This window comes from Iodobacter sp. CM08 (genome assembly GCF_033446605.1).
GTDB lineage: Bacteria > Pseudomonadota > Gammaproteobacteria > Burkholderiales > Chitinibacteraceae > Iodobacter.
Genome location: NZ_JAWQUO010000028.1, coordinates 47,099 through 58,782 on the forward strand (window position 1 = coordinate 47,099; position 11,684 = coordinate 58,782).

General features: G+C 46.5%; 8 protein-coding genes. 6 read left to right on the forward strand and 2 right to left on the reverse strand.

All coding sequences use genetic code 11. From position 1 onward, the window contains the following. Window positions 1-149: 149 nt before the first annotated feature. Window positions 150-1,301: a benzoate/H(+) symporter BenE family transporter gene (locus R6242_RS15720; RefSeq protein WP_318428541.1), complete on the reverse strand. Its 1,152-nt coding sequence runs from the start codon at window positions 1,299-1,301 to the stop codon at window positions 150-152. 358 nt (window positions 1,302-1,659) lie between these two features. Between R6242_RS15720 and R6242_RS15725 the strand changes: the two genes are divergently transcribed. From R6242_RS15725 to R6242_RS15750, 6 genes are all read left to right on the forward strand, one after another. Then, window positions 1,660-2,493 carry a phytanoyl-CoA dioxygenase family protein gene (locus tag R6242_RS15725; protein WP_318428543.1) on the forward strand — a complete coding sequence of 278 codons (834 nt, stop codon included), beginning with the start codon at window positions 1,660-1,662 and terminating at the stop codon, window positions 2,491-2,493. 148 nt (window positions 2,494-2,641) lie between these two features. Then, window positions 2,642-4,462: a translational GTPase TypA gene (gene typA / locus R6242_RS15730; protein WP_293935959.1), complete on the forward strand. Its 1,821-nt coding sequence runs from the start codon at window positions 2,642-2,644 to the stop codon at window positions 4,460-4,462. A gap of 66 nt (window positions 4,463-4,528) precedes the next feature. Next, a complete protein-coding gene (locus R6242_RS15735) occupies window positions 4,529-4,933 on the forward strand; it encodes an RNA-binding S4 domain-containing protein (protein WP_293935958.1) in 405 nt (134 codons plus the stop codon). A 128-nt stretch (window positions 4,934-5,061) separates the two neighbouring features. Next, window positions 5,062-6,324, forward strand: coding sequence for a diguanylate cyclase (locus R6242_RS15740; RefSeq protein ID WP_318428546.1), 1,263 nt, complete (start codon window positions 5,062-5,064; stop codon window positions 6,322-6,324). 167 nt (window positions 6,325-6,491) lie between these two features. Beyond that, window positions 6,492-8,300 (forward strand): M61 family metallopeptidase, encoded by a 1,809-nt coding sequence (locus tag R6242_RS15745; RefSeq protein WP_318428548.1) that lies wholly within the window; start codon window positions 6,492-6,494, stop codon window positions 8,298-8,300. A gap of 167 nt (window positions 8,301-8,467) precedes the next feature. Next, a complete protein-coding gene (locus tag R6242_RS15750; RefSeq protein WP_318428552.1) occupies window positions 8,468-10,540 on the forward strand; it encodes a putative bifunctional diguanylate cyclase/phosphodiesterase in 2,073 nt (690 codons plus the stop codon). Window positions 10,541-10,543: 3 nt separating this feature from the next. Here R6242_RS15750 and R6242_RS15755 read toward each other — a convergent pair whose 3' ends face one another. Beyond that, window positions 10,544-11,557 (reverse strand): PLP-dependent aminotransferase family protein, encoded by a 1,014-nt coding sequence (locus tag R6242_RS15755; RefSeq protein WP_318428550.1) that lies wholly within the window; start codon window positions 11,555-11,557, stop codon window positions 10,544-10,546. Window positions 11,558-11,684 lie beyond the last annotated feature (127 nt).

The following is an 11,684-nucleotide window of genomic DNA, read 5'->3' on the forward strand; positions in this document are numbered from 1 at the left end:
CATTTGTGGAATGAATCCCATTTTAAACAGTGTTTATTTTTGTAAGGAAATTCCCCTGGGTATTGTTTTACGGGTTTGAAATGAGCTTAGTAGATCTAGATAAAGCTGATTTTTGAGGTGTAAAACAGCCTAGCAAGGTGGCTGTCGGCTTAGGCAGATAAAATCATGCTGGCGATGGCCCCAGCAATCAGCCCCCAAAATGCGGGGCCAATTCCCATTAAGGAAACACCAGATAGGGTGACTAAAAAAGTGATGATGGCCGGTTCACGAAATTTTTCATGGCTCATTGCCACGTTTAAACTATTGGCAATGGTGCCAAGCAGGGCAAGGCCTGCAATCGCCAATACAAGAGCTTTAGGAAAGGCTGTAAATAGCGCCCCAATCGTGGCGCCAAATAGCCCAAGTAATAAATAAAAACACCCTGCTGCAATACTGGCTTTATAGCGCTGGGCTGGGTCTTCATGCGCTTCTTTGCCCATACAAATTGCTGCGGTAATGGCCGCCAAATTAAGCGAGAAGCAGCCAAACGGTGCAAGCAGCAGAGTCGTTAGCCCTGTCCATGTTAGTAGTGGGGAAACCGGTGTGTTGTAGCCATTGGCGCGAATCACCGCTACACCCGCCATATTTTGCGAGGCCATCGTCACCACAAACAGCGGAATGCCGACGCTAAGCATGGTTTGCCAATTAAAAATGGGCATCATCCATTCTGGCTTGGCTAAAGCCAGCTTAAGCCCTTGTAGATGCAATAGATCCTGAGTGGATGCAATCCCTATTCCAAGCGCCAATACCAGCATGATGGCATAACGGGGCCAAAGTCTTTTGCAGATTAAATAGGCGGTAAACATGCTGAAGACGAGCACAAACTGGCCTTGCATCTCCGTAAAAATATTGATGCCAAACCTTGCTAAAACACCAGCGAGCATGGCTGCTGCAATGGGCAATGGAATCCGCCCCATGATGCGTTCAAACCAGCCGGTGATGCCGCAGAGCGTAATCAGGGCGGCGCAAAACATAAACGCGGCAATGGCTTCCCCCATGGGTACGCCTGCCAAGCTGCCAGCCAGTAATGCCGCGCCTGGGGTAGACCAAGCGGTGACAACGGGATCTTTATAGCGTAGCGATAAGCCAATACAACTTAAACCCATGCCCAGCCCTAAGGCCCACATCCAAGAAGCTAGCTGTCCAGCCGTAGCTCCTGCACTACTTGCGGCCTGAAATACAATCGCTGCCGAACTGGTATAGCCAACCAAAACGGTGATAAAGCCAGCGGCCAATAAAGAAAGGGAGAAAGATTTATTCATGGGCTAGGCTCGGTAAGGGGCGAGCTTTTAATCATGCCTTTTGCATGGCGGCTTGGCTAGCTACACCTTAAACTGGGAAAAGAGAGTACAGATTGATGGTGGCTGAAGTGGGTGCAAGTTTCTATCCTCGCTTTGGAGGGGGATAAATATAGGGAATAATTTGGGCGTTATTTTGGCGTAAACAGCATATTGATAACGGCTGGCTGGCGGCTGAGATGCTTATAAATAAAGCAAATTGCAGGATGTAAGATCTGTTTTAGAAAAAGACCTTGACCAAAAGGGCTGAGCTTGTAAGGGATTTCCAAGGTATGAAATGCGCGGCTAAGGCAAGACGTGGTGAAATAGGGACTGTTACAATTTGACTTTATCTGCCGGAGTAACGGTCTTGCTTGCCCAATTTTGCCTGCCCATTGATTTAGCCTCGCTATCTACGCGCTTCAAAGCGGATGGCATTGTCGTTTTGCGTGGCTTTGTTGCTCTGGAGCGAGTCAATCAAATTCGCAAGGTGGCGATGGATGCCGTCGCTCAGCGTATTCCTCCTTTTGAGCTGGAAGCCGAGCTGGGTTACCCAGGAGCCCCCACTTCTACTGCAGATATAGGTGGTGGCACGATCCGGCGTTTAAGAAACATGGCAGGGCGAGATCCAATATTTGCAGAGTGGGCAGGTGATTTAGAACTACTCACTATTATAAGTAGCTTGTTGGATACGCCACAGATCACCCTTACCCAAGTGCATCACAATAGTTTAATGAGTAAGCAGCCCAGCTTTAGTAGTGATACGCGCTGGCACCGCGATGTACGCTACTGGTGCTTTAGTCGCCCAGAATTAGTTTCTGCATGGCTGGCTTTGGGTGATGAAACCACAGAAAACGGTGGCTTGGGTTTTGTGCCAGGATCACATCAGGTTGATTTTCCTAGCGATGCTTATGATAAAAATGAATTTCTAATGGCCGATCACCCTAAAGCGGCATCTTGGGTGGCTCAGGCGCAGTTTCCTTCTTTGGCAGCAGGCGATGTGGTGCTGTTTGATGCTCGCACTTTTCATGCAGCAAGCCGTAATCGCACTGCACATACCAAATATTCTTTGGTTTATAGCTATCACGCCAGCAGCAATACACCCATTGCGGATACCCGCTCATCCAGTCAAGCGGGATGGGTGTTTGAGCTAGCAAGAACTACCGCTACTGCTTAATTTAAATAATGGCAGTCGATTACCGGTTTGGGGCGACCAGTAATCGACTGATTTTTAAGAATTATTTCCTAAGGCGAAGGAACTTAGTAGCACGTGGCACTTCGCGTGGTACAATCGCGCACTTTTTTACAAATCTGCAGCCCAGACAATGACAACCCGCGCCATTCGTAATATTGCAATTATTGCCCACGTTGACCACGGTAAGACTACCCTCGTTGACAAACTCCTCCGCCAGTCCGGCACATTCCGCGATAACCAACAGGTTACAGAACGCGTGATGGACAGTAATGATATCGAAAAAGAGCGCGGTATCACTATTTTGGCTAAAAACACCTCCCTTCAATACGAAGGCTACCATATCAACATCGTAGACACTCCAGGTCACGCCGATTTCGGTGGTGAAGTAGAGCGCGTGTTGGGCATGGTTGATGGTGTATTGCTGCTGGTTGATGCGGTTGATGGCCCAATGCCACAAACCCGTTTCGTGACCAAAAAAGCCTTGGCTTTGGGTCTGAAACCTATTGTTGTGATTAACAAAATCGACCGCCCTGGTGCGCGTCCGGATTGGGTTGTAGACCAAACTTTCGATTTATTCGACAAGCTCGGCGCAACTGATGAACAGCTTGATTTCCCAGTTATTTACGCATCTGCGCTAAATGGCTACGCTAAGCTCGAACTTGAAGCTGAGTCCGATACCATGCGTCCATTGCTTGATACTGTACTGACTCATGTTCAAGCCCCAGTTGGCGATCCAGATGCACCGTTGCAGTTACAAATTTCTGCACTGGATTACTCTACTTACACCGGTCGTCTTGGGGTAGGTCGCGTCTTGAATGGCCGTATCAAGCCAGGTCAAGCCGTTGTAGTCATGAACCACGATGATCAAGTTGGCCAAGGCCGTATCAATCAAGTGCTGGGTTTCCAAGGTCTGGAACGCGTAGCGGTTGAAGAAGCACAAGCTGGCGACATCGTTATTATTTCTGGTTTAGATGAGATCGGTATCGGTGTAACCATCTGTGATAAAGACTTGCCAGTAGGCGTACCGATGTTAACCATCGATGAGCCAACGCTGACTATGGACTTTATGGTGAACACTTCACCATTAGCCGGTACAGAAGGTAAGTTTGTTACTAGCCGTCAGATCCGTGATCGCCTGACTAAGGAATTGCTGATCAATGTGGCTCTGCGTGTAGAAGACACTGAAGACGCTGATATTTTCCGCGTTTCAGGCCGTGGTGAATTACATCTGACTATTCTGCTAGAAAACATGCGCCGTGAAGGCTTTGAAATGGCCGTGGCTAAACCACGTGTTGTTTACAAAGAAATCAATGGCGTGAAGTGCGAGCCATACGAAAACCTATCTATCGATCTTGAAGATGAACATCAAGGTGGCGTGATGGAAGAAATTGGTCGCCGCCGTGGTGAGCTGACCAATATGGAATCTGACGGCCAAGGCCGTACTCGTCTGGAATACCATATTCCAGCACGTGGTTTGATTGGGTTCCAAGGCGATTTCATGACTATGACTCGTGGCACTGGCTTGATCGGTCACGTATTTGACGACTACGCTCCAGCTAAGGCTGATATGCCAGGTCGCCATAACGGCGTATTGGTTTCACAAGAAAACGGCGAAGCAGTTGCCTACGCACTGTGGAAGCTGGAAGACCGCGGTCGTATGTTTGTAGCCCCAGGCGACAAACTGTACGAAGGTATGGTTATCGGTATTCACACTCGTGATAACGATTTGGTGGTTAACCCAGTTAAGGGTAAGCAACTGACCAACGTTCGCGCATCTGGTACTGATGAAGCCGTTCGTTTGACAACAGCGATCAAAATGACGCTGGAATCAGCAGTTGAGTTTATTGATGATGATGAATTGGTTGAAATTACACCAACCAGCATCCGTATCCGTAAGCGTTACTTAAATGAAACAGATCGTCGTCGTCATTTTAAAGCAAAAACGCACTAAGCTTTGCTTGAATGATTGCAATAGAACACCCCGCCATGCGGGGTGTTTTTGTTTCTGGAGCGTAAAATGGACAATGTAAAAGCTGTGCGGATCGATAAATGGCTGTGGGCGGCACGGTTTTTTAAAACACGCTCTTTGGCCAGTGCCGCGATTGATGCGGGGCATGTGCATCTAAATAAAGAGCGAATTAAACCCGCTCGAACGGTAAAATTAGGGGATCTACTGCGTATTCATACTGAGCAAGGAGCGTTTGAAGTAACAGTACTCGGTGTTTCTGAGCAGCGAGGCCCTGCAACTGCTGCACGCCTACTCTACGCAGAAAGCTTGGCAAGCCAACAAAAAAGAGAGCATGAGCGTGAAGCGCGGCAATTAGCTCCTCGGTTCGATCATCCTAGCGGGGAGGGCCGGCCAAGTAAAAAATGGCGGCGACAATTACATGAGTTTGAGCGTAAAAATAATGGGGAAACCTAATATTGATGAAACATACATAAACGTGGCTGAGTGTTTTCAGCTATTTTATAAGGAGTAGATAAATTTAGCTGTACTGAATAAAAAATGGCGGTATTTTAAGCTTAATTGAGTATGAAACTGGATTGAAAATGACTGAAAAATCAATAAAGCCTATCGTGTATGTTTCTGCTAGGCAAGCACAAGGAGGTGCTGAATTAGCTAAACAGCTTACATTTTTTGGCTTTGAATGCCATGTTTTTTTAAAGCAAAGCCCATTTTTGGCCGCCATGCATACCACGCCGCCCTTTGCTGTTTTGTTGGGAGAAGCGGGCTTAGAGGATTGCTCGACGGAGCAAATTTTGCCATTTATGGTCAAATTGTCGCGTGGGCCTATTTTATATCTAACCTCTACTTTGAATATATCTCAACAAATAGAGCTCATGAATAATGGTATTACAGATTTTATTTATTTTCCTTTAGATATTCAAAAACTCATTGATAGGCTAGATGTCTTGTTAGAGCGCTCACGTAATACTCCTTATCGAGTGTTAATTGTTGATGATTCAGAGGCAATGGGAAAATTTAATGCAGATGCGCTTGGCCAAGCGGGCATGCAAGTCCAGCTTTTAAAAAATCCTTTAGAAGTATTTTTATTATTAGAGCGGTTTGTTCCCGATATTGTGTTGATGGATGTGTATATGCCGCAATGCTCGGGTAATGAAATTGCCAAAGTGATTCGCCAATACACTCAATTTGATAGTATTCCGATTGTTTTTTTATCTACAGAAACCAATCGTAATAAACAGCTTATGGCTCGTAGCATGGGAGGGGATGATTTCTGGGTTAAAAGCATGCCTAGAGAAGAGCTGGTTGCCTCGGTTACGATTACCTGTGCTCGCTATCGCTCATTACGGCGGTGGATGACTTGTGATAGCCTAACTGCCTTGCTAAATCATACTAATATTATTGAATTACTTGAGCGTGAAGTTATTCGGGCAAAAAGAGAATCGCTTTCGCTCTCTTTTGCTATGATTGATATTGATTCTTTCAAAAAAATTAATGATTCTTATGGTCATGGAATTGGTGATCAAGTGATTAAGAGCTTAGCGCGATTATTGCGTCAATCTATTAATGGTGATGGCTCCGTGGGGCGCTATGGCGGTGAAGAATTTGCCGTTTTTTTTGTTGAAACAAGCTTAATTCGAGCAGCTCAAAAGCTAGATGAGTGGCGTATGCGTTTTGCTGAGTTAACTCAATCATCCGGAGAGATTCAATTTAACGTTACATTTAGTGCGGGTGTGGCCGCATTAAAGCCAAATATGGATGCTCAGCAATTGATTGATGCCGCAGATCAGGCGCTTTATCAGGCTAAGGGGGCGGGGCGTAACCAAATTGGCTTGCATAAAAATTAATTTGATTACTAATATTTTAGAAAGTAAAGCCATGTTTTACTAAATAAGGCTATACTTTTAGCCATTTTTACACTGTATTTTAGATAAACACATCTACCTGTAAATGACATTTCTTTCTAAACGCTTAGTAAGCAGACTTTTCTAGATATTTTTTTTAAAGAATAATAATGAACATTCTATATAAAATTGTCCCTGCGTCTTTGCACGCCCATCTTTTTCACGTTTCTATTACAATTAATAAACCAGATAAAAATGGCCAGCGCTTGTGGCTGCCTACGTGGATTCCGGGTAGTTATTTAATTCGTGAATTTTCTCGCAATATTGTTGAGATCCGTGCCGAATCAGCTGGCAAGCCGGTAATGCTAGATAAGTGTGATAAACACACGTGGCAGGCCGCCAGTGTTAAAGGGCCATTAGAAATTCATTACAGTGTTTACGCCTGGGATTTATCGGTACGTGGTGCTTATTTAGATCAAAGCCGTGGTTTTTTTAATGGCACCAGTGTGTTTTTGGCCGTAAAAGGCCAAGAAAGCAATCCCTGCTACGTTGAAATAGCGGCACCCGAGGGTAAGGCATATAAGCAGTGGAAAATCGCTACAACTTTAACTAGGGATGACGCTAAAGCAGGTCAATTTGGCCGTTATCAAGCGGCTAATTATGATGAGCTTATTGATCATCCTGTTGAAATGGGGGAGTTTAGCCAGATCAGCTTTAAAGCATGTGGCATCCCTCACGATATCGTGATTGCTGGCCGGCATAATACCGATTTAAAACGGCTAAAAAGCGATTTAAAACAAATTTGCGAATATCAAATTAAGTTTTTTGGCGAGCCAGCACCATTTGATCGCTACCTGTTTATGACGATGGCGCTTGGCGATGGTTATGGTGGATTAGAGCATCGATCATCCACGGCATTAATGTGTAATCGGGATGATTTACCTTTAGCGCATGAAACACAAATCAAAGCCGGTTATCGCCAATTCTTAGGCCTTTGCAGTCATGAGTATTTTCATAGCTGGAATGTGAAAAGAATTAAACCTGCGGCTTATGCCCCCTATGATTTAAGCCAAGAAAATTACACGCGTTTATTGTGGGCATTTGAAGGGATTACCTCGTATTACGATGATTTAACTCTGCTGCGCACGGGCTTAATTAGTCAGCAGGATTACTTAGATTTATTAGCACAAACAATTACGGGAGTAGAACGGGGTAATGGCCGCACTAAGCAAAGCTTAGAGGATTCTAGTTTAGATACATGGGTCAAGTTTTATCGCCAAGATGAAAATAGCCCAAATAGCTTGGTGAGTTATTACACCAAGGGGGCTTTGGTGGCCCTTTGCCTCGATTTATTGATTCGCCAGCAAAGTGCAGGGCAAAAATCCTTAGACGACGTGATGCGCGCGCTGTGGCTGCGTTACGGTAAAGACTTTGCCGCGACAGGTTTGGGCGTAGCAGAGGCAGATTGGGAGCGTTTAGCCAGCGAGGTTACCGGCCTTGATTTGCAAAGCTTTTTTGATTTGGCGCTGCGCTCCACGCAAGAGCTGCCACTGCAAGCTTTATTAGCCGAGTTTGGTGTGGATTGGCAAATGCGCGCGGCTGTAGGCACAAGTGATAAGGGGGGGTGGCTAGATAAAGCGTTACCACCAAGTAATAGCCTAGGCATACGCAGCAGTAGCGACGGTAGTTTTGTAAAGTTGAGCCATGTTTTAGATGGCGGCGCGGCGCAAGCTGCAGGGTTGTCTGCAGGTGATTTATTGATTGCAATAAATGGCTTGCGTGTGACCAGTGGCAATTTAGAGGCGCAGCTTGTTAGTCAGCCGATCAGTGGCGAGCTGGATATCTTGGCTTTTCGCCGTGATGAATTAATGCGCTTTAATGTGCGTTTGCAGCATGCTGCGGAGAATACCTGCGGCTTGAAACTAAAGGCAGTGTCTGCCGAGCAAAGTATTACAAGAGATGCATGGCTTCTTGGGTAAAAGAATGGGTTTGCCTTGTATGCGTCTGACTGCTATCAATTTGGGATGACTAGGATTAAAAAATGTCACTCCAGAGGGTCTTTCATTTCTTTCAGCGTCGGTTTAGACGGATTAACACAGCACGAGTAAAAATTTTACTTGTGCTGTTGGCGTTAAATTTGCTGCTGATGCTCGTGTTTACATTCCTGATTCAGTGGGTAATGAGTGCAGAGGTGCGCCGCGATGCTGACAGTCGTTTGGCGGTTGCGGTGCATACCTTCCCGATGCTACTACCGGCTGATTACCTTCCCCGTGCGATGGCGGGAGCGGTTTCCTCTGCCGAATACCTCAGCCTTGCCGCGCGGTTAAATCAGTATTGCCAGATTGCAGGGATTCACTATCTCTATGCTTTTCGCTTAAAGGATGGCCTCGTCAGCTATGTGCTCGATAGTGCACCTGCTGTAGAGCTTGCTGCAGGTCGCTATGGACATTATCAAGGCAAGTATCAAGACGATGATGGCTTGGTGATGGCGGCTTTGCTGGATGGCAAGGCGCGTAAGGGTACGCTGAATGATGCTTATGGTAAGTTTCACTCCTTTTTGCAACCCATTAAACAAGCTGACGGCTCTTACTACTTAGTGGGCGCAGATATTGACGATCAGCTTATCGAGCACTTGATCAATCAGGCTAGGTGGCGGGCGCTGTGGTTGGGGATGCTGCTCTTTGTGGTGTCATCTGTGGTGTGTATGTTTGTGGCGCATCATTTCTCTGCCCCGTTAACAACTTTCTCTAGGGCCGTGCGCAGAATGGCGGCGGGTGATTTTGGGGTACGCGTTCAAGCAGGCAGAAGCGATGAGTTAGGTAGTCTAGCCCATGCGTTTAATGCGCTGGGCGATATCGTTTCTTTGCGGGATAAGGAGTTGCGTGAACTTGCGTTTGTTGATTCATTAACTGGTCTTGTTAATAGAGTTGGTTTTTTACATTTTATTGCCGAGAATTTACATCCTGAATCTGGAATGAGTGCTTTATTAATCTTAAATATTAATAATTTTCATTATATTAATGAGCACCTAGGCTATCAAGAAGGCGATATGGCTTTACGCTGTATTGCCGATCGTTTAAAAGGTTTTAATCGCCCAGTGGTTAAGGTAGCACGATTGGGTGGTAATATTTTTTCATTAATGCTTGAGCGAATTAATGATGATGATTTAAATAAGGTATTAGCGCAGGTTGATACTTATTTTTCTGAGCCTATGTTTATTGATGGGCAGCGCTTAGATATTAGCGCTACATCTGGGGTGGCTATTTATCCCGCCCATGGTTTAAGCGCAGAAGTTTTATTACGTAATGCAGAGATTGCACTATGTAATGCCAAGTTGGCACGGCGCTCGTTTGCTTTTTACGATGCAGAGCAAGAGGCTTATTCACGCAATCAACTTACTTTAATGGGGGATTTGCGTGAAGCATTGGCAGAAGGGCATTTACGCGTGTATTACCAGCCTAAAGTTAAAATGATTGATGGCACGGTGTGTGAGGCAGAGGCTTTGGTGCGCTGGCAACATCCCGTGCGGGGATTCATTTCCCCTGCTGTATTTATTCCTTTTGCCGAGCAAACCGGTAAATTGCGCTTAATTACTGAATGGGTGGTGCATGATGTATTAATGCAGGCGGCACAATGGAGCGAGCAGGGTTTGCTTCTTTGCATTTCAGTCAATGTGGGCGTGAGCGATGTAGAGGATGCCAGTTTTGTTACTTTTTTAGAAAAAGAATTAGCACTTTGCCAAGTTGATCCAGAGAGCTTGTGCCTTGAAATTACCGAGACCGGCGTAATGAGAAACCCACGTGAGGTGCTGCGCAATTTAGAGCATCTACGCAGTATGGGGGTGAAGCTATCGATTGATGATTTTGGTACTGGTTATTCCTCATTTGCCTATTTAGCTAAAATGCCGGTGCATGAATTAAAAATAGACCAGAGTTTTGTGATGTCGATGAATGAGCGCTTTGAGAATGTCTCAATTGTGCGATCAATTATCGAGCTTGGGCATATTCTGGGCTTATCGGTGATTGCCGAAGGGGTAGAAACGGAGGCCGTATGGCAGGCTTTGGCTGTGATGGGCTGCGATGAGGCTCAGGGTTATTTAATTGCCGCGCCCATGCCCGCCCAAGATTTTTTGCTGTGGTGTAACAGTGGTTCTTGTGCCCATTTGCCGATTACGCCTAGCAATATGGGCGAGGGTGGACGGCCGGTACGTAGTTTTTAGGGCTTAGCGCTGCATTGCATAAAAACTATTTATCAAGGTTTGGCTGGCGCTGCGTATTTGGGTGTTGCTTAGCGCTGCATAGCCCAGCAGCCAGCCTTCAATTTTGGGCTTGGCCAGATAAAAAGCCGAAAGTGGCCTGAGGGCTAAGCCTGCTGCACTTCCTGCGCTAGTCCATGCTTGCTCTAAGCCTGCATCTAGGCATACAGAAAACTGCAATCCAGCCCCCGTGTTGATAGGGGAAAGCACATCGGATAGTGGTTTTAAACTCTCTAATAATAAATCGCGGCGGCTACGGTACAGCGTACGCATTTGGCGCAGGTGAGCGGCAAAATGGCCTTGAGCGATAAAATCGGCGGTTACCGCCTGCATAAATTGTGGGCTATGCCCATCAAAAGCCGTTCTGGCGGCGATAAAAGCAGGCATCAACTCGCTGGGGAGCACTAGATAAGCCAAACGCAGTGAGGGAAATAGTACTTTACTAAAAGTACCGACATATAGCGTTCTGCCTGTTTTATCGAGTCCGTGTAACGCAGGGAGTGGCCGCTGATCGTAGTAAAACTCGCTGTCGTAATCATCCTCAATAATCCATGCGCCGTGCTGCTCGGCTTGGGCGAGCAGCGCCATGCGGCGGGCTAAACTCATGGCGATCCCTAGTGGATATTGATGCGATGGCGTGGTGTAGATCAGCTTGGGCGGGCTTAAGTCGGCGGAGGGATTCAATCCTTCAGCGTCAACCGGCACCGGCACAATCTCTGCACCTGCCGCCAACATCGCGTTTCTGGCGCCTAAATAAGCGGGCTCTTCTAACCAAACTCTATCTTGTGGATCAATCAAGAGCTGGGCCAGCATTTGCAAGGCTTGCTGCGAGCTATTTAAAATCAAAATCTGCTCAGGATGGCAATCCACCCCGCGTGCTTGCGCCAGATAGCCACTGATCGCGCTGCGTAACTCTAGCAAGCCTTGAGCAGGGCCATAGCCCGCTAGAGCAGCGCCTGATTTCTGCCAGCGCTGTTGCATCAGCTTTCCTGATTATGTCTCTTGCTCAACCTCCTTGCTCAAACCACCTAAAAGGCCTAAGGTGAACGAACGTTCTTTTGTGGAGTGGTCGTCATGGCAATCAACCCAATCCAGATGCAAAAGGGGC

What these genes read in the sequence shown, in the direction of transcription:
- R6242_RS15750 (WP_318428552.1), top strand. Translation starts at nt 8,468, where the DNA reads ATGCTCGTGTTTACATTCCTGATTCAGTGGGTAATGAGTGCAGAGGTG.
- R6242_RS15735 (WP_293935958.1), top strand. Translation starts at nt 4,529, where the DNA reads ATGGACAATGTAAAAGCTGTGCGGATCGATAAATGGCTGTGGGCGGCA.
- R6242_RS15720 (WP_318428541.1), bottom strand. Translation starts at nt 1,301, where the DNA reads ATGAATAAATCTTTCTCCCTTTCTTTATTGGCCGCTGGCTTTATCACC.
- R6242_RS15740 (WP_318428546.1), top strand. Translation starts at nt 5,062, where the DNA reads ATGACTGAAAAATCAATAAAGCCTATCGTGTATGTTTCTGCTAGGCAA.
- R6242_RS15755 (WP_318428550.1), bottom strand. Translation starts at nt 11,557, where the DNA reads ATGCAACAGCGCTGGCAGAAATCAGGCGCTGCTCTAGCGGGCTATGGC.
- R6242_RS15745 (WP_318428548.1), top strand. Translation starts at nt 6,492, where the DNA reads ATGAACATTCTATATAAAATTGTCCCTGCGTCTTTGCACGCCCATCTT.
- typA (WP_293935959.1), top strand. Translation starts at nt 2,642, where the DNA reads ATGACAACCCGCGCCATTCGTAATATTGCAATTATTGCCCACGTTGAC.